Raw genomic sequence first — 19,164 nt, 5'->3', positions numbered from 1 at the left:
AGCTAAATGAAACTGTTTCAACGTATATTCGCCACATTTTGCGCAGTGATTATCTGTGCCATCTTTGTGGCGAGTTTTTCTTTCTGGCTGGTGCAAAATACTATTGCTGAAAATCAATTCCAGCAACGCCGCACCATTGAAACCACCCTAATGGGCAGCGCCATTTCTGCATTTAAAGTGCGCGGCGAACAAGGGGCGCGTGAGATTCTCAACGAATGGCGGGACAACCCCGTCTCCGAAAACGTATTTGTGATTTCCGGCGACTTGGTTCAAGATATTCTCGAACGTCCGATTGATGAGCAAACCATACATACCGCTCGTGAATTTGCTTTAGAAAATCCCGATTCGCACTTAGCTCATATCGAATTCGACCGTTGGGGTGAAGAATATCTGTTCTTTATCCGCAATTGGGACAGCCAACAGATTCAACGCCTACCCAGCCCGCTGTTTATTCCCGGCTTGGAACTGGCACCTATCTGGCACGAATTTATTATTCTTTCTTTCATTATTTTAGTCGGCCTGCTGTTGGCTTATATTCTGACCAACAATATTACCAAGCCCATTAAAATTCTCGGATCCGGTATGAACCGTTTGGCTTCAGGCGATTTGGAAACCCGTATTGTTCAGCAAATGAATGATCGTGATGACGAGCTTTCCCATCTGGCCGCCCAGTTCGACAAAATGGCTGCGCAACTGCAACAGCTGGTTTCCAAAGAACGTCACCTTCTGCACCACGTATCCCATGAGATGCGCTCGCCGCTGGCACGGATGCAGGCCATTGTCGGCCTGATACAGGCACAGCCGCACAAACAAGAGCAATATCTCAAACGCCTTGAAGGCGAACTGACCCGGATGGATACATTGGTCGGTGAGTTGCTCACGCTGTCGCGTTTGGAAACCTCTAATGTGCCGTTGGAAAAAGATAATCTGGCTCTGGTGCCGTTTTTTACCCAACTTGTGGAAGACAGCCAAGCTGTTGCTCTGCAAAATCATCAGAAGTTATTGCTGCAAATCGAAAAAGTGGCCGACACCGCCTCTTTGCCCGCCAACGAAGGCTTTCTATATCGTGCATTCGATAATGTCATCCGCAATGCCATGGCATACAGCCCCGAAGGCAGCACCATTACAGTAAAACTGTATCAAGATGCCAAAAACTGGCTAATTGATGTTACCGACAACGGCTCCGGCGTGGATGAAATGCAGCTGCCGCATATTTTCACCGCTTTCTACCGTGCCGACAGCAGCGCCCACAAACCCGGCACAGGCTTAGGCTTGGCAATTACCAAGCATATTATCAACCAACATTCAGGCAAAATTATTGCCGAAAACGTGAAGCCCAACGGTTTGCGGATTCGCTTTATTCTGCCGAAACAGAAAAAATTAGCCGAATCAAAATAAGTTTGTGCCGATTAAAAACAAGACCGTCTGAAACATTTCAGACGGTCTTGTTTTGAGATAGACACGCTTAACGGCGGCGGCTTCCCGGCAGCGGCATATCCGCCCACTTCATAATATTGGCAACCTCGGCAGGGTTCAATTCATAAAACTGCCCGCGTTTTAAACGATTCGGCAATCCAATCGGGCCAAACCCGACGCGCACTAGCCGGCTCACGGTTAAACCTTGGCTTTCAAAAATGCGCCGCACTTCGCGGTTACGGCCTTCTTTAATCACCACGTTATACCACTTGTTCGCCCCTTCCCCGCCTTGCTCGTAGATGCGCTCTACTTTGGCTAAACCGTCTTCCAGCATGACACCTTCTTCGGTGAGCATTTTCATCTGTTCGGTGGTCAGGCCGCCCAACACGCGCACGGCGTATTCGCGCTCGACTTCAAAGCTGGGATGGGCAAAACGGTTTACCAATTCGCCCGAAGTAGTCAGAATCAGCAAGCCGCTGGTATTGATATCCAAACGGCCGATAGCCACCCAACGGCTGCTGGCCGCCTGCGGCAAGCGGTCGAAAATACTCACTCGCCCCTGCGGATCATCACGCGATACGATTTCACCTTCCTGCTTATAATACAAAATAATGCGCGGCAGGCGGTCGGGCCATTTCAACTTAATCACATTGCCTTTTACCAACACATGATCATCGGGGGAAACTTTATCGCCAAGCTGCGCTTTTTTACCGTTCACCGTAACCAAGCCTTGTGCAATCCATTCTTCCATTTCACGCCGCGAACCGACACCGGAAGCGGCCAAGGCTTTTTGCAGGCGCACGGGCTCGAAGCTGTCTAAATCGGAGCGCTTTTCTTTTAAATCGCGGGCACGCTCGACAATTTTCTGATTGGGGCTGCGCACAACCAATTTTTTCGCACGGGTTGCCTGAGTTTTAGGCGCCGCGCTTGTTGCGGCAGCCGCCGCTTTACGGTCGCTTTTTTCCGCCTTACCTTTACGGCCATCCGAATGTTTAAGGCCGTCTGAAAAACGGGTTTCAGGTTTACGACGGGTAACCTTTTTCGCGCTGCCGCCGTCACGCCATTCGCGTTTACTACCGGTATTTTTTTTACTACTCATCAAACTCTCCTAACACGCCGCCCCAACAGGCAACGGTTCTTCTGCGGCTCATGTTTACCAAACCGAATACAACGTTTATTAGCGATGACAGGCCGTCTGAAACATTTCAGACGGCCTCATATATTCATCATTTCTATAAACCCATGTATCCGGCTTGTTGCCAATCTTGCGGCAGGAATCCATTAATGAAAAACAAGATAAACCCTAATCGCAGGTCTATCGGGTAATATTATTCCCTATCATAACAGCTTATGAACTTTTCGGGCGAAATGCTTTGCAAACTGCCTCATCTGTTTCGATAAACGCGCCGCCGATTAAATCAATACAATACGGAATCGCGCTAAACAGCCCGTGCACCTTCATATTGCCGCCCTCGTCACGCACACCGCCGAGTGTTTCGGCTATCGCTTTCGGGCGGCCGGGCAGGTTGACAATCAGGCATTTGCCCCGAATACCCGCCGTTTGCCGCGAAAGAATTGCCGTCGGCACATAATAAAGGCTGATTTGACGCATTTGCTCGCCAAAACCGGGCATTTCCTTATCGACTACGGCTAAGGTTGCTTCCGGAGTAATATCGCGGACAGCCGGGCCGGTACCCCCTGTAGTAAAAACAAGATGGCAGCCATCTCTATCGGCCATTTTGCATAGCGCCGCTTCGATGGTATCGCGCTCATCCGGCACCAGTGCCTCAACAAAACGAATCGGATTGCAAACAGCCGACGCCAGCCATGTTTTCAAAGCGGGAATTCCCTCATCACGATATACGCCGCTACTGGCACGGTCGCTGGCCGAAAGCAGGCCGATGGTTACGGTTTCCAAGTTTGCATTCATTTTATCCCCCACTTTCAGACGGCCTTTTTCAGACGGCCTATAAATCCACCAACAGACGGCGGATTTTCTCAATCGCACCGAGCGCATCCAAACTACAGCTATCCGCATTACCATTACCTGTCGCCACACAAGCCATACCGGTCACACCGCAAATATGTGCATAAGGCAGTGATAATTCCCGTGCCAATACTGCTTCGGGCATACCGGTCATACCGATAATGTCCACACCGTCTTGGCGGTAGCGGCGCGCTTCGGCGCGGGTCGGTAGGCGCGGCCCTTGAATACAGCCGTAAACCGCTTGGTTATATATCGGCGTGCCGTGTGAAGCCGCATGTTCCAATAATGCATTTCGCAATTCACTATCATAAGGATAAGAAAAATCGGTATGCACCACTTCTTGCGATTTGCCTTCAAAAAATGTGCTGGCACGGTTAAATGTGTAGTCAATCAAATCATCGGGCATCACCAAAGCGCCCGGCTCGAAAGATTCGCTCAACGCGGCAACGGAAGACACGGCCACAATATTTTCCGCGCCAACAGAATCCAAAGCCCAAATATTGGCGCGATAGTTGATTTCATGCGGCGCCAATGAATGATTCAGCCCGTGGCGGGCAAGGAAAACAATATCCCGGCTGCCCAGTTTGCCAAACAATAACGGGCTGCTGGTTAATCCGTACGGGGTGCGCACAATACGGCGCTGAGTGATGTGTAGTTCCGGCAAACGGGTTAGGCCGCTGCCACCGATAACGGCAATCATGGGCTGCTTTCATTAGGTTAAAACGGGGCTATTGTAAGGTATTCGTTCTAAGATGTGTATGGCTTGCGGCAATTATTGCAGGCGATAAAAAACACCCGGCTTGAATAAGCGGGTGTTTTTTAGGCTTAATCCGATTTTATTTCACAATTTGCGCCAATTCGCCTTTAGCGTATTTATTCGCCATCACTTCCAGCGAAACCGGTTTAATTTTGCCGGCTTGGCCTTCGCAACCGAAAGCCAAATAGCGGTCGATACAGATTTGTTTCATGGCTTCTACGGTTTTAGCCAGATATTTGCGCGGGTCGAACTCGGCCGGATTTTCCGCCATAAAGCGGCGGATGGCGCCGGTGGAAGCCAAACGTAAGTCGGTATCGATATTCACCTTGCGCACACCGTGTTTAATACCCTCTACGATTTCCTCAACCGGTACGCCATAAGTTTCGCCAATCGCACCGCCGTGTTCGTTAATCACTTTCAACCATTCTTGCGGCACCGAGCTGGAGCCGTGCATCACAATATGGGTATTCGGCAGGGCTTCGTGAATTTCTTTAATGCGGTCGATACGCAATACATCGCCTGTAGGCGGACGGGTAAATTTATACGCACCGTGGCTGGTACCAATCGCAATAGCCAATGCGTCCACACCGGTATCGCGCACAAAGCGGGTAGCATCTTCCACGCTGGTTAACATTTGGTCATGAGAAAGTTTGCCGACCGCGCCGACGCCGTCTTCCTCACCGGCTTCACCGGTTTCCAAATTGCCCAAAACGCCGATTTCACCCTCTACCGACACGCCGCAAGCATGGGAAAACTCAACCACTTTACGGGTCACTTCTACATTGTATTCATAAGTAGAAGGGGTTTTACCGTCGGCCAATAACGAACCGTCCATCATCACCGAGCTGAAACCGAGCTGGATAGAACGCTGGCACACATCGGGCGACGCGCCGTGGTCTTGGTGCATCACCACCGGAATATGGGGAAACTCTTCAACGGCTGCCAAAATCAAATGGCGTAAAAAAGGTGCGCCCGCATATTTACGCGCACCCGCACTGGCCTGAACAATCACAGGCGCATTCACCTGATCGGCGGCTTCCATAATCGCCCGCATCTGTTCAAGATTGTTTACATTAAAAGCAGGCAGGCCGTAGCTGTTTTCGGCAGCATGGTCGAGCAATTGGCGCATGGAAACGAGAGCCATAAGGTGAATCCTCCGAATTGATAAAAAAGAAATAAACGTTAAGCATGAATTATAGCAGTTTCGCCGCCAAAACTACATGCAGCAACAGAAATCAGACATTCGCAAAGCCGTGTTGTTCCATATAGATGACAAACATCCCCCAGCCTGCCCAAGAGGCCGTCTGAAAACCACCGCCGCCCACCGCCCAACCAACCGAAACAACACCGCACCATAACACCCTTATTTCAAACACTTATTTTTTTCAGACGGCCTCTTAAGCAGCCGATTCAATAAAACCGGAAACACAAAATCCGCTACAATAACCCACCCCCTTATTAAAGAAAGCCTGATTATGGCCAGAATCCAAGTGCCCCTACCCGCCGCCGTTTTACTCCGCACCCAAATCCGCGTGCGCGTTGGCGATATCAATTACGGCAACCACCTTGCCAACGATGCCGTGCTGGGCTTATGCCATGAAAGCCGTATGCGCTGGCTGGCGGCACACGGTTTCACCGAATTAGACGCCGGCGGCGCCGGCCTGATTATGGGCGATGCCGCCGTGCAATATCTGGCGCAGGCGCATTACGGCGATATCCTAGAAATCGAAATGGGTTGCGGCGACATCGGCCGCAGCGGTTTTGAATTGCGCTACCACATCCGCCGCCAAAACGACGGCAAAAGCATTGCCAAAATACAAACCGGCATGGTCTGCTTCGACTACACCGCCCAAAAAATCACCCGCCTGCCAACCCGACTGGCCGACATATTAAATCAAGCCGAACTGCTTTCAGACGGCCCGCTTTTATAAGTGGTTATCAGTTATAATGACACCCTTTGTTTTCCCTAAAAATTACCGCCGCCATGCCCCAACCCGATTTATCGCAAACCCTCTCTAAAGACCGCCATTTTCTACGCAACGCCTTTAAAAATCCCAAGCGTTTCGGCGGTATGGCCTCCGTTGAGAAAAAATACCAAAAATCACACGACATTTTTCTGAAACGCCAAGCCGCGCTGCCCACACCGCAATACGACGGCACCCTGCCCGTACACGAACGTTTAGACGACATCAAAGCCGCCATCGCCGCCAATCAGGTCACCATTATCTGCGGCGAAACCGGCTCGGGCAAAACCACCCAGCTGCCGAAAATCTGCTTGGAACTCGGGCGCGGCACCGCCGGGCTCATCGGCCACACCCAACCGCGGCGGCTGGCGGCGCGCTCGGTTGCCGAGCGGATTGCCGAAGAACTCGGCAGCCCCATCGGCCAAACCGTCGGCTATAAAGTGCGCTTCAACGACAACACATCGCGCGATGCCTATATCAAACTGATGACCGACGGCATTCTGCTTGCCGAAACCCAAACCGACCGCTACCTCACCGCCTACGACACCATTATTATCGACGAAGCGCACGAACGCAGCCTCAATATTGATTTTCTGCTCGGCTACCTCAAGCAGCTACTGCCGCGCCGCCCCGATTTAAAAGTGATCATCACCTCGGCCACCATTGATGCCGAACGCTTTTCCCGCCATTTCAACAACGCCCCCGTATTGGAAGTGAGCGGGCGCACCTTTCCGGTCGACATTGTTTACCGCCCTCTGCATTCGCAAGATGAAGACGAAGCGGAAATCGAAATCGCCGATGCCATAGTCGATGCCGCCGACGAACTGGTGCGCTTGGGCAAAGGCGATATTCTGGTATTCCTACCCGGCGAGCGCGAAATCCGCGAAGCTGCCGAAGCCCTGCGCAAATCGCCCCTGCGCCGCAACGACGAAATCCTGCCCCTGTTCGCCCGCTTATCGGCGGCCGAACAGCATAAAATTTTTCACCCGAGCGGCAACAACCGCCGCATTGTTTTGGCCACCAACGTCGCCGAAACCTCGCTTACCGTGCCCGGCATCAAATACGTAATCGATACCGGCTTGGCAAGGGTAAAACGCTATTCAGCCCGCGCCAAAGTCGAGCAGCTTCATGTAGAAAAAATTTCCCAAGCCGCCGCACGCCAGCGCTCCGGCCGTTGCGGCCGCGTATCCGCCGGCGTAGCCATCCGCCTCTATTCCGAAGAAGACTTTGAAAGCCGCCCCGAATTTACCGACCCCGAAATCATCCGCAGCAATCTAGCCGCCGTCATCCTGCGCATGGCTGCCTTAAAACTCGGCGACGTCGCCGCCTTCCCTTTTTTAGAAGCGCCCGACCAACGCTATATCAACGACGGCTTTCAGGTGTTGCTTGAGCTCGGGGCAGTGGAAGAGAATTTTAGGTAGTTTTCAGACGGCCTGAAATGTTTGTCTGGAAAATAAAATGCCGTCTGAAACTTATTTTTCAGACGGCATTTAATTACCTAATTCCCTAACTAGATTCCTGCCAAATATTTTGAAGTTCACTTTTGACTGCTGAATACAAAACTCTTTTCCAATGATTTATTCTACTTTCCTTTTGAATAACAGAATCTAAAATGCTTTTTTCAAAAATATCCATATCCATACCATAAAGTTTAGAATTTTCTATTTGAACTAACAAATCCGATAAAGTGCCTACTGCATTTTGAGCAAATCTTTCTTTAAGCTTAAATATTTCAAAATGAAAAAGTACTTTTTCTTTTTTATCATTTGACCAATCATTAGGAGGTTCAACGCTATATTCTATAGTGCTATTAATATATTTAGCATATAACCATTGCTGATTGAAAAAGCAATTATCATCCAAATAAGGATGGATTAACTGCTTACCTTTTGTCGTTGGAAGGAATTCTTTCTTATACTCGGTATTACAATCCTTGCATATTGGAATTAAGTTATAAGGGAAGACAGCAAAATGCCCATATCTTACTTTAGGTAAAAAATGGTCTAATTGAGATGGAATACTAATGCCGCCACAAAAAGGGCACTGTATTTCTGGAGATTTTGCTAGGTTAATAATTGTGTCATATATATTCCCACACCTACAATCTCGTAAGCAATAATTATATAGCTGAACCATATATTCATTTTTTAAATTTCCATTTATATTTTCTCCTTCAGGCAATTTATCATTTAGCAGGTACAAATCATTGGTAGCAGAAAGATCGTTGTAACAATTTCCCGCTGCCAGTAAAAAATTTTTATTAGTCAATATATCTGACTTATATCGAATATTTTTTTCACAACATAAATCAATGATTTTTTCATGATCCTGTATGTTTTCTGGTAAAGTCAATCGAATCATTTATAATCTATCCATTATTTTGATTATCTCGTAATTTAATTAATGTTCGTAGGAGAATTTTTGCTTCAGAACCCAGTTGTTCCTGAAACTCAGAAACAATCTCATCATAGCTACCTCCTTCTTCTACTTTTTTGGTTAATATCCTATGAAATCCCGATTTCATTACTTCCAAACCAAATACTTCTCGTGTCAGAACCCCCACATTTTCCCCAAAAGTTTCAATCTTTGGTCTAAAAGGATCTGTTCGTCTTCCTGTCCGCTCAATTTTCCATACGCATGATTTAGGTATTTCTTGTAAAACAACAGGAGAGTGTGTCGCAATAATTGCAATTCCATTTCTGTTATCCAGTAATTCTGACAAGGCCCGAATGAAAGCCGATAGAAGAGGAGGATGTAGATGGATTTCAGGCTCATCAAGTAAAACGAGTGTTTTTTCTTCAACTCTTGCAACTAATTGTGTAATGATTAATAAAACAGAAGCATGCCCAGAACTCATGCGCTTGATAGATTTTAAAATTTTCTCTTCATTAAAATCATTATTCATCAAGTTACTTAATTGCATTTCAGCAAAATTATTATCAGATTCTAGAGCTCTAATTGCATTAAGCCAGCGTTCTTTTTTGGCTGAAAAGCTTTTACATTTACTAAATGATTGCCAAAAATCATCTTTAAAATATGCTTGTGGCTCTTTTAGTTTTTCATTTGATTCCTTCAAACCAATATACCAATAATATTGGAGATTTTCTTGGTTAGGAATAAATGGGTCAAATATGCTAAAAGATACAGCAATTAGATAACTAAAATAATCGTCACTAATTTTTTTAACCCCTTTAGAAAAACCAAAATGCTTTTGATAGAACGCCCCTTCTTTATCATCAGATTTATCTATAAATGATTTAATCATTCCATTTAATAATGTTGTTTTACCAACACCATTTCTACCAATAATGGCATGTATATTTGAACTTGGCATAGAATTTGGAACAACATTAAATTCAAGATTTATTTTGCCCATATTTTCTTCTTGTTCGGTACGAATAAAATAAAAGTGAAACTCACTTAATGGAGATTTATCTTCTAAAATGCGGCTAAATTGATCTTTTATTGTTTGTTCTCTTAGATCTCTCATTAGAGAAGTTTCAAATACAGGTTCGTTATTAAATTTATTTACAAGCTCAGGTTTATAAACAACATCATTTAAATTTTCTAAGATAAATCTTTTGATATGATTAGGTAATTTCCATATCTCAATATAAAAATCAACATCTTGACCAAGAGAAAAAAATGTTTCTGGTAATCTATCAAATATTTTTCCACTGAAAATTTCTTGTATTTTTTGATAAGTAGATATATCAATTGTTTGCTTCTCAAAGCCTATTTTAATATTCCCTATATGACTCTCTTGACCTTCTTCATCAAATACGGTCATATAAAACATTGTTACAAAAGAATAATCATTCCAGCGATCAATTGCCAAGCATACTAAATTTTTAGCATCAATAGGTAATTTTTCTCCCCTATCCAATAATATAAATTGCATATCCATTCCTTAAATTGATGAATCAACCCCATACAACGGAACATTCACCAACCAATCCTGTTCCCGATAATCCGCCATTGAAAAGCGAACTGCCTTTTCAGGCTGAAACTGTTCCACATACACTTTTAAACTTTTGGCTTTCAGGTTTTCTTCCGCTTTCACTTCAATCGGAATAACCGACTGCCTGCGTTGCAACACAAAATCCACTTCTGCCGTGCCGCGTTCGGCAGCCCAATAAAACACGGGGTTTTCCTGCGTGGCAACCAATTGCTGCAAAACATATTGCTCAGTTAATGCGCCTTTAAATTCGGTGAATATACGGCTGCCTTCCAGCAAAACGCCGGCGTCTAAATGGCTTTGCGCAGCAAGCAGGCCAACATCTAAGCCATACAGTTTAAAAGCGTTGTCCTGATATGCGGAAAGTGGCAGATGCGGTTTTTTAATACGCGGCACGCAATACACCAAACCGCTGTCTTTGAGCCATTGCAGGGCAATTTCATAATCTTTGCTTCGGGCGCCTTTTTGCAGTTGCGAGTAGATAAATTTTTTGTTTTCTTTCGCAAGCTGCTCGGGAACGGACGACCAAATCGACCGCACTTTTTGTATGGTTTGTCCGTCTTTAATATGCTTGGAAAAATCTTGTTCGTAGGCCAACAACAAATTGCGCTGCACTTGGCGAACCGCATCAAAATTTTGCGTATCAATAAACGTTTGCACCGCTTCAGGCATTCCGCCGATAAAATAATATTGGCGCAATAAATCGATGTAGGTTGTTTTCATGGCGGCTATCAACGCCCAATCCTGCGTTTCGAGTAGCTGCCTCAAATCCTGTTTGCCCAGTGCGGTTAGAAATTCCTGAAAATCCATCGGATACATCGGCAGAAAATCCACCTTGCCTACGGGAAACGAAACCTGATGATGCATCGACACGCCCAGCAGCGAGCCTGCCGCCACGATATAAAACTGCGGCGCATTTTCATAAAAATATTTGAGTGATGACAAAGCTTGCGGCACTTCTTGAACTTCATCAAAAATCAATAGGGTATTTTCTGCCTGGATATCCACTCCGCTTTCAATTTTTAAGCCGAGTATCAGTCGGTTGATGTCGTAATCGCCTGCAAACAATGTTTTCATTCGTGGGTTGTTGTCAAAATTAATATAGGCAACTTGGGCGAAACGCTGCTCACCGAAGTGCCTCATTGCCCACGTTTTGCCGACTTGCCTAGCCCCTTGAATAATCAATGGTTTACGCTTATGCTGGTTTTTCCATTTATCTAGGGATTGGATAATATTGCGTTGCATAAGAAGAGCCTCACAAGAATTTACTTGTTATTTTAGCCGGATTAAACATTTTTTCAAACGAAAAATAGTTATTCATATACATTTTTTCAAAGGAAAACAAGAAACCCTGCTTTCAGGCTGCTTTTGTATGCGATAAAATATTTCGGTAAAATCCAAAAATATAAGACAATACCTCTAAAAACCAACGGTGCGCGTGGCGTTCCTTCCTCATTAAAAGCCATCATGCAAAACATCAAAAATAATCAACCGGAAAATACAAATAGGCCGTCTGAAAACTTTTCAGACGGCCTGAAAACGTCTATGCCTAATAAACCGCGTTACCGCCTAACCAAACTCGGCGAACAGATGGCGCGCCTACCCATCGACCCGAAAGTTGCACGCATCCTGCTGGCGGCACAAAAGCACGACTGTATGGCGGAAATACTCATTATCGTATCCGCCCTTTCCATCCAAGACCCGCGCGAGCGGCCTTTGGAAGCGCGCGAAGCGGCCCAAAAAGCCCATGAACGCTTTACCGACAAACAATCCGACTTTGCCGCCTATCTGAATATTTGGGACAGCTTCCAGCGCGAGCGCGACAAGGGCTTGAGCAACCGCCAGTTGGTGCAATGGTGCCACCAATATTTTCTTTCCCACCTGCGCATGCGCGAATGGCGCGAATTGCACAAACAACTGGCCGATATTGCCGTGGAAATGGGATTGGTCAGCAAAGAAAACGCTTTCAGACGGCCTCCGCAGCAAGCCCAGCTTGCCCCGTCTGAAAACACCGCCGATCAAGATTTATCGGCCAAACTCAAGCAAAAGCAGCTTGATAAAAAGCAGCACCGCGCCCAAATCCGCGCCGCCAAAGAAGCCGGCTATGAGCAAATCCACCGCGCCCTACTCACCGGCCTGATTGCCAATGTCGGCCTCAAATCCCCCGAAGGGCACGACTATATCGGCGCCCGCGGCAGCCATTTCCATTTATTTCCCGCTTCCGCGCTGTTTAAAAGCAAACCCAAATGGGTGATGGCTGCCGAGCTCACCGAAACCACCCGCCTCTATGCCCGCGATGTCGCCCAAATCGACCCCGAATGGATAGAAGCCGAAGCCCCGCATCTGGTGCGCTATCATTATTTCGAGCCCCATTGGTCGCAAAAACGCGGCGAAGTCGTGGCCAGCGAACGCGTTACCTTCTACGGCCTCACCGTTATCCCCCGCCGCCCCGTGGCCTATGGCAGGGTTGCCCCCGAAGAAGCGCGCGAACTGTTTATCCGTGGCGCATTGGTTGCCCAAGAAAGCCATATTCAGGCTGCCTTTTTCCAGCACAATAAAAAGCTGATTAAAGAAATCAGCGAGCTCGAACACAAATCGCGCAAGCAAGATGTATTGGTTGATGAAGAAGCCTTATACGAGTTTTACAACCAAAGGCTGCCGCAGTTTTACAGGCCGTCTGAAAAAAAAGCCGCAAACGCCGAAACCGTTTCAGACGGCCTCAATAAACAACAAACCTCACAAGGCCGTCTGAAAGAATTGCCCTTTGCCGATATCCGCACCTTTGAAGCATGGCTGAAAACCGCCGAGCAAGAAAACCCGCGCCTGCTCTTCCTCAGCAAAGAAGACCTGATGCAACACGCCGCCGCGCACATCACCGAAGAGCAGTTTCCCAAATTCTGGAAAACCGAAGACGGCAAATTCAAACTCAGCTACCGCTTCGAGCCGAACCACCCCCTCGACGGCGTTACCCTCACCCTGCCGCTCACCGTGCTCAACCGCCTGCACGCCCCCGCGCTCGAATGGCTGGTGCCCGGCATGTTGCGCGAAAAACTGCAACTGCTGATTAAAGCCCTGCCCAAACAAATCCGCCGCATCTGCGTGCCCGTGCCCGATTTTATTACCCGCTTTTTAGAAAGCCATCCCGACCAACAAGCGCCGATAATGCCCCAACTGGCGCAATTCATCGCCAAAACCGCCGGCGACATGCGCCTGCTCGAACAAATCGACCTCGAACAATGGGCCAACACCCCCCTGCCCCCGCACAACTATTTCAACCTGCGCATTATCGACGACGGCGGCCAAGAGCTCGCTACCGGCCGCGACCTCGCCAAACTCCAACACGAACTCGGCCAAGCCGCCGCCGTCACCTTTCGCGACAACACCCAAGAATTCGAGCGTGATAATGTCACCACATGGGACATCGGCACCCTGCCCGAATCCATCAAATTCGCACGCGGCAAACAGCAGCTCACCGGCTATCTCGGCCTGCAAAAAGAAAAAGACGGCCACATCGCCCTGCGCCTGTTCGACACCCCCGAAGCCGCCGAACAAGCCCACCGACAAGGTGTAATCGCACTCATGCAACGCCAGCTTAAAGAGCACATGAAAGACCTCAATAAAGGCATACCCGGCTTCACCCAAGCCGCCATGCTGCTCAAACACATTCCCGCCGACACCCTGCGCGACGACCTCACCGCCGCCATCTGCGACCGCGCCTTTATCGGCGAAGACGAACCGCCGCGCAGCGAAAAAGCCTTTAAAGAACAAATCAAACGCGCCCGCAGCCGCCTGCCCGCCGTAAAAGAAGCCATGAGCCGCTATTTGCAAGACACCGCCGCCGCTTATGCCGAACTCAACGGCAAATTGGGCAAACACCCCCTCACCCCGCTGCTGCGCGAACGCGTGCAGGCACTGCTGTCCGCCGGTTTCGCCAGCCGCACCCCATGGGCACAATGGCCGCGCCTGCCCGTTTACCTCAAAGCCATGACCCTACGCATGGAAAAATACAGCGCCAACCCCGCCCGCGATGCCGCGCGCGAAGCCGATATTCAGGAATTAGAGCAAATGTGGCGGGAAAAAACAGACAGCCTGCTCAAACACAACCAACCCCTTTCAGACGGCCTGAAAGGGTTTAGATGGCAGATAGAAGAATTGCGCGTGTCGCTATTTGCGCAAGAATTGAAGACGCCTTATCCGGTTTCGGTTAAAAGGTTGTTGAAGGAGTGGGATAAGTTTAAATAAATATAATCAAATACTGATATTTATTATAAATAATATTTAAAGCCATCTGAAAAACTTTTCTTTCAGACGGCTTTTATACTACCGCTAATTGATATAAATTTAATAGTAATTATTTTGATAAACCCATCCCAACATTCTTGAAAATTTTATTATCATTCTTATATTAATTTAGTTGTTTACAATAAATAAATTAGGAGAATATATAATGGATCTACCCATTTTAATTGATTATATTTGGAATAACCCTTTGGCAACTGGTGTAGCCGGAAGTGCTGCATATGATGGAATTAAAAACCTATTAGGAAATGTTTGGGACAAGCTAGAGGTACATAAAGAGAATAATGACAAAAATAAATTTACAGAAGAATTAATAAACCTATTTCAAGATACCCCCCAAATAAAAAGCCAATTAGAAAATCTATTATCTAACACAAACATTACCACCAATATTCAAACAGGAAATATTAATGCAGGAGGTAATGTATCTATAGGAAATATTAATAATGCGTAATACATCTATTCAAACGGGTGACATCAATAGCGGCGGATATGTATCCATTGGAAATACAACTCAAAATAATTTCTATAAATCAATTGAATGGAAAGATTTAGAAAATAAAAGAAAAAAGATTCAAGAACAAATAAATACTTGTCGAAAAAATATTGAAAAATATCCTGAAGATGATGATTTTAGAAAGGAATCGGCAAAACGTGAGCAAGAGTATCATGCTTGCTTGGATGAAATACAGCAGTTTCAAAATGAAGTTACCCAGCTTGCTGAAAAATTTCGTCAAATTAAAATAGACAATGAACGGCTAAAAAAGGCATATGAGGCTTTTCAAAATGGTGAATATTCAAAAGCAAGAACAATATTAGATACAGAAGAAAGCTTACAAGAACATAATAATTTACTAGAACAACGTACTAAATTACAGCAAGAAACCGCAAAACATAATGAATTATCAAAAAAGAAAGCTAAAGAATGGGTATTATCAGCCCATCTTAATGCAATTGATTATTCAAAAGGCGATGAAAGAATCAACAATGCGAAAAAATTGTTTGAACGAGCAATGGAAGTAGATAGCACCCCAGCATCTTCAATTGAATATGCTCAGTTTTTATCACACAACAATGACCTTCAAAAAGCAGAAGAAATTTATACCAACACTCTAAAAAAGTGTGAAATATTAGTTTCAGAAAATCAAAAAGACAATCTAATGTACTTAACACTCTGCTTAGGAGGTTTTGCAATTTTACTTAACAAATATGCTCATAGATGGAATGACGCAGAACATTATTACCGTAGAGCAATAGAGGCATTTAACCAAATTGAAAATAAAACGAAAAAACACATTTACATATATATTCAATTATTAGTAAGCTTTGCAAACTTGTTAGATCTGTGCTATCGGCATAGTGAGGCAAAATCTTTATATGATAAATGCTTAATAAAAATGGATGAAATCCATATGCCAGACAATATTTTAAGAGCAAGTGTTTACTCTGATTTAGGACTTATGCTTAAAAATATAGGTCAATTTGAAGAATCTAAATATTTTCTTCTAAAATCATTAAAAATACAAAAAATATTTGTAAAAGAAGATTCAAAAATACTAATTCATTTAATTTCTACCCTTAATATCTTAGGAAATTTATTGTGCTCAAACATCAAAAAAGAATCAGATAGTAAAGAAGCTCAAAAATATTATCAAGAATCCTTAGAAAATTTAAATACTTTAATCAAAAGAGATGGAAGCATACACAAGAAATTAGAGATGGAAATATATGCTAGCTATGCAACATTTCTCAATGATATATGGGAAAAAGATAGAACTAAAGGCGACATACAACAAATAGAAAAATATTATAAAAAAGCAATTTCATCCTATCAATATTTAAATATATTAAACCCTAATGTAGATAAGCAACACTTTGGATTAATACTCCAAAATTATGGGACTTTTAAGTCCGCACTAAATAAAATAGTTGATGCAGAAAATCTTTACAAAAAATCTTTAGAGATTCTTGAAGAAATTAACAAAAACATCTCTAAAGAAAATAACATTGGAATTCAAGATCTTATTACCTTAACACTAACTAACTTAGGAAATCTATATAGATCTAAAACTGATAATGGATACCTGAAAGCTAAAGATTTTTATGAAAGAGCTTTAGACATTCAGATAATCTTAACGCAAAAATCATCTACTTATCCTTTAGAAACATTATTCTTTTTAATTAAAAATATAGATCTATTTCTTAAGCTATCAAAACAACAAAATATAGAAATAGATAATCAATTTATAAAGAAACATAAACAAGCTATTAACTTATTAACAAAAAGTATAAATACTAAAAAAGCTATCTGAACCCACCCTTTCAGACGGCCTTTAAACCAACCAAATGAATTCACCCCCTATCCCCACTAGGCGCCACCCCAAACTGCCGTTTATATTCCCTGCTAAACTGGCTCGGGCTTTCATAGCCCACCTGCATGGCGATTTGGGCAATGGATATATTGCCGGCTTTATTGAGTTTGCGGGCTTCGGTGAGGCGTAGGTGTTTGTGGTATTGCAGGGGGCTGAGTCGGGTGATTTCTTTAAACTGCTGATAAAACATCGAAACACTCATGCCGCAGGTTTTGGCTAGGTCTTCCACCATAATGGGCTGGTCGAGATGGTTTTTTAGCCATTCGGTTGCCTGGGCTATCTGTCGGGTATGGCTGCTGTTTGCCGCCAATTGTTGCAACTTCCCGCCCTGCTCGGCGGTGAGCAGGCGGTAGTATATTTCTTGCTTAATGAGGTTTGATAAAACGGTAATGTCTTCGGGCCGGTTTAATAAATCAATCAGCCGTTCGAATACGGCCAGCAATTGATCGTCTAATGTCCACTGAATACCTTTGTGGGCATGGTTTTCTTTTGGTTTCGGGGGGATTTTGGCCAACATATCCCGAATCATCTCTATTTCCAATTTCATAGACATAACAATCACGGGCTGCTCGGCCGTGGCCTGTTCGATATGCATGCGCAGGGGCAGGTTAACGGGGCAAAACATTAAATGGCTGCCATTAAAATATTGGCAGTCGGAGCCTAAATAAATCTTGCGCTCGCCTTGCAACACAATACAAATACTCGGCTCTTGAATATAGCCGAGTATTTCGCTCGGCCTGTCGGCGCAATAAAAATACAGGCCGGGAATCGCGGATTCAACTGTTTGATTTTTCGGCAACATCGCTTTCAATTGTGCAATCATACTTGGTTTGATCATATCCGGTTTCATACCCAAATAAAACAAAACGAAGCCCGACTATACCCTGCTTTATGCCCGAATGCCATTAGCCGGAATCGGGTTTTCAGACGGCCTAATCGGATTAAGACTTATGGTTTAGCTATCTGCGGTTTGCAATTAAGGTGCAGTTGAATTGTGTAGAAATAGGCAAGAGAAAAATAGGTTTGTTCTAATGCTTTGGCAATGAAAGGCCTATAATAAATTCTTCAAAAGCGTTATTGGTTGTTGCGCTGTTTTCCGGCAATTTCGTCCGAGCAGAAAAAAGTAGGCAATCACGGTTGTTTTTAATAAGGAGTTTTTTTATGAATAATTTTGAATACTACAATCCGGTGCGGATTATTTTTGGCGAAGGGCAGATTAAAAAGCTGTCGGAATTGGTGCCTGAAAAAGCGCGGGTATTGATTACTTATGGCGGCGGCTCGGCCAAACGCACCGGCACCTTAGACGAAGTGAAAGCGGCTTTAACGGCCAATGGCGCGCGTACGGTTTTTGAATTCGGCGGCATCGAGCCCAATCCCGAATTTACCACCTTATTAAAAGCCGCCGATATGGTGAATCGGGAGCGCATTAATTTTATTTTGGCCGTGGGCGGCGGTTCGGTGATTGACGGCAGTAAATTTGTGGCGTTGGTGTCTTCGTTAACGGAAGCCGACGGTACGGTATCGCGCGATCGGGCTTGGGCGGCGTTAACCAGCTATGCCGTGAAAGTGGATCATGCGGTTGATTTGGGCGCAGTGCTAACCATTCCGGCCACCGGTTCGGAAATGAATCCGGGCGGCGTGGTGAATTATAGCGAACGCCACGCGAAGCTGCCTTTCCGCAGCCCGTTGGCTTATCCGAAATTTTCTATTTTAGACCCGGCCAAAACCCTCACCCTGCCGGAACAACAGGTGATGAACGGCATTGCCGATGCTTATGTTCACGTGATGGAACAATATCTCACCTATCCCGTGAATGCCAAAGTGCAAGATGCTTTTTCGGAAAGCCTGCTGAAAATCTTAATCGAAGAAGGCCCTGCGGTGAAACAGCAGCCAGACAATATTGAAATACGCAAGAATATTATGTGGACGGCCACCATGGCATTAAACGGCCTGATTGGTGCGGGCGTGCCGCAAGATTGGACCACGCATATGATCGGCCACGAGCTCACCTCACTTTACGGCATCGACCATGCCCGCACCCTCACCATTGTATTGCCCTCGCTCATGCGTGAATTGAAAGACAGCAAAAAAGAAAAATTATTGCAATATGCCCGCAATGTTTGGGCGATAACCAACCCTCAGGGCAATATGAGCGAAGACGAAATCATTGAAGCGGCCATTGTTGAAACGGAAAACTTCTTTAAATCATTGGGCCTGCCTATCCGTTTGGCAGACGCAGGGCTAGACGAATCGGCTATATCCGCTGTTTTAAAACAATTAGAAGAACACGGCATGGTTGCATTGGGCGAACATAAGCAAAACGATTTGACCGTATCCCAACGTATATTGGAACGTGCCGCCGACCGCGCCAGCTAAGCCTAGCCGCCCAAGCCGTTCACCATCCGAACATC

Annotated in this window: 16 protein-coding genes; 7 read left to right on the top strand and 9 right to left on the bottom strand. The window is 45.5% G+C overall.

Going from position 1 to position 19,164, the window contains the following annotated elements; translation table 11 throughout:
• The first annotated feature begins 6 nt into the window (after nt 1-6).
• The gene (locus tag D0T92_RS04760; protein ID WP_151050713.1) at nt 7-1,398 is read left to right on the top strand and encodes a HAMP domain-containing sensor histidine kinase; all 1,392 of its coding nucleotides are present in this window, start codon (nt 7-9) and stop codon (nt 1,396-1,398) included.
• A gap of 67 nt (nt 1,399-1,465) precedes the next feature.
• On the opposite strand, the gene D0T92_RS04755 is transcribed toward D0T92_RS04760, so the two are convergent.
• The 5 genes from D0T92_RS04755 to D0T92_RS11355 all read right to left on the bottom strand — a co-directional run bounded on the left by D0T92_RS04755 (nt 1,466) and on the right by D0T92_RS11355 (nt 5,536).
• Nucleotides 1,466-2,515 carry a pseudouridine synthase gene (locus D0T92_RS04755; RefSeq protein ID WP_151050711.1) on the bottom strand — a complete coding sequence of 350 codons (1,050 nt, stop codon included), beginning with the start codon at nt 2,513-2,515 and terminating at the stop codon, nt 1,466-1,468.
• A gap of 249 nt (nt 2,516-2,764) precedes the next feature.
• The gene (mog, locus tag D0T92_RS04750; RefSeq protein ID WP_151052980.1) at nt 2,765-3,346 is read right to left on the bottom strand and encodes a molybdopterin adenylyltransferase; all 582 of its coding nucleotides are present in this window, start codon (nt 3,344-3,346) and stop codon (nt 2,765-2,767) included.
• A gap of 37 nt (nt 3,347-3,383) precedes the next feature.
• Nucleotides 3,384-4,103 carry an S-methyl-5'-thioinosine phosphorylase gene (locus D0T92_RS04745; protein ID WP_151050709.1) on the bottom strand — a complete coding sequence of 240 codons (720 nt, stop codon included), beginning with the start codon at nt 4,101-4,103 and terminating at the stop codon, nt 3,384-3,386.
• A gap of 136 nt (nt 4,104-4,239) precedes the next feature.
• Nucleotides 4,240-5,304 carry a class II fructose-bisphosphate aldolase gene (gene fba, locus D0T92_RS04740; protein ID WP_151050707.1) on the bottom strand — a complete coding sequence of 355 codons (1,065 nt, stop codon included), beginning with the start codon at nt 5,302-5,304 and terminating at the stop codon, nt 4,240-4,242.
• Between the two features lie 91 nt (nt 5,305-5,395).
• On the bottom strand, nt 5,396-5,536 hold the full coding sequence (locus D0T92_RS11355; protein ID WP_191963671.1) for a hypothetical protein: 141 nt from the start codon (nt 5,534-5,536) through the stop codon (nt 5,396-5,398).
• A gap of 99 nt (nt 5,537-5,635) precedes the next feature.
• Here D0T92_RS11355 and D0T92_RS04735 point away from each other — a divergent pair, with 99 nt between their 5' ends.
• Nucleotides 5,636-6,091 (top strand): acyl-CoA thioesterase, encoded by a 456-nt coding sequence (locus D0T92_RS04735; RefSeq protein ID WP_151050705.1) that lies wholly within the window; start codon nt 5,636-5,638, stop codon nt 6,089-6,091.
• A gap of 53 nt (nt 6,092-6,144) precedes the next feature.
• Nucleotides 6,145-7,545, top strand: coding sequence for an ATP-dependent RNA helicase HrpA (gene hrpA / locus D0T92_RS04730; RefSeq protein ID WP_151052979.1), 1,401 nt, complete (start codon nt 6,145-6,147; stop codon nt 7,543-7,545).
• 85 nt (nt 7,546-7,630) lie between these two features.
• Here hrpA and D0T92_RS04725 read toward each other — a convergent pair whose 3' ends face one another.
• From D0T92_RS04725 to D0T92_RS04715, 3 genes are read right to left on the bottom strand one after another with little or no spacing between them, the layout of a single operon-like run.
• Nucleotides 7,631-8,485 (bottom strand): HNH endonuclease, encoded by an 855-nt coding sequence (locus tag D0T92_RS04725; RefSeq protein WP_151050696.1) that lies wholly within the window; start codon nt 8,483-8,485, stop codon nt 7,631-7,633.
• Between the two features lie 7 nt (nt 8,486-8,492).
• Nucleotides 8,493-10,025: an AAA family ATPase gene (locus tag D0T92_RS04720; protein ID WP_151050694.1), complete on the bottom strand. Its 1,533-nt coding sequence runs from the start codon at nt 10,023-10,025 to the stop codon at nt 8,493-8,495.
• Nucleotides 10,026-10,034: 9 nt separating this feature from the next.
• Nucleotides 10,035-11,327 (bottom strand): ATP-binding protein, encoded by a 1,293-nt coding sequence (locus D0T92_RS04715; protein WP_151050692.1) that lies wholly within the window; start codon nt 11,325-11,327, stop codon nt 10,035-10,037.
• A gap of 222 nt (nt 11,328-11,549) precedes the next feature.
• Between D0T92_RS04715 and D0T92_RS04710 the strand changes: the two genes are divergently transcribed.
• From D0T92_RS04710 to D0T92_RS04700, 3 genes are all read left to right on the top strand, one after another.
• Nucleotides 11,550-14,324, top strand: a complete 2,775-nt coding sequence (locus tag D0T92_RS04710) for a DUF3418 domain-containing protein (RefSeq protein ID WP_151052978.1) — start codon at nt 11,550-11,552, stop codon at nt 14,322-14,324.
• Nucleotides 14,325-14,529: 205 nt separating this feature from the next.
• Nucleotides 14,530-14,835: a hypothetical protein gene (locus D0T92_RS04705; protein WP_151050690.1), complete on the top strand. Its 306-nt coding sequence runs from the start codon at nt 14,530-14,532 to the stop codon at nt 14,833-14,835.
• Complete coding sequence (locus D0T92_RS04700) at nt 14,828-16,693, top strand: tetratricopeptide repeat protein (RefSeq protein ID WP_151050688.1); 1,866 nt, start codon at nt 14,828-14,830, stop codon at nt 16,691-16,693. Before D0T92_RS04705 ends, D0T92_RS04700 begins: the two co-directional genes overlap by 8 nt.
• A gap of 40 nt (nt 16,694-16,733) precedes the next feature.
• Here D0T92_RS04700 and D0T92_RS04695 read toward each other — a convergent pair whose 3' ends face one another.
• Nucleotides 16,734-17,591 (bottom strand): AraC family transcriptional regulator, encoded by an 858-nt coding sequence (locus D0T92_RS04695; RefSeq protein WP_225315145.1) that lies wholly within the window; start codon nt 17,589-17,591, stop codon nt 16,734-16,736.
• A gap of 323 nt (nt 17,592-17,914) precedes the next feature.
• Here D0T92_RS04695 and D0T92_RS04690 point away from each other — a divergent pair, with 323 nt between their 5' ends.
• Complete coding sequence (locus D0T92_RS04690; RefSeq protein WP_151050686.1) at nt 17,915-19,129, top strand: iron-containing alcohol dehydrogenase; 1,215 nt, start codon at nt 17,915-17,917, stop codon at nt 19,127-19,129.
• Nucleotides 19,130-19,164 lie beyond the last annotated feature (35 nt).

Source organism: Neisseria zalophi, assembly GCF_008807015.1.
In the GTDB taxonomy this organism is placed as follows: domain Bacteria; phylum Pseudomonadota; class Gammaproteobacteria; order Burkholderiales; family Neisseriaceae; genus Neisseria; species Neisseria zalophi.
This window is presented reverse-complemented; position numbering and strand designations above follow the sequence as displayed.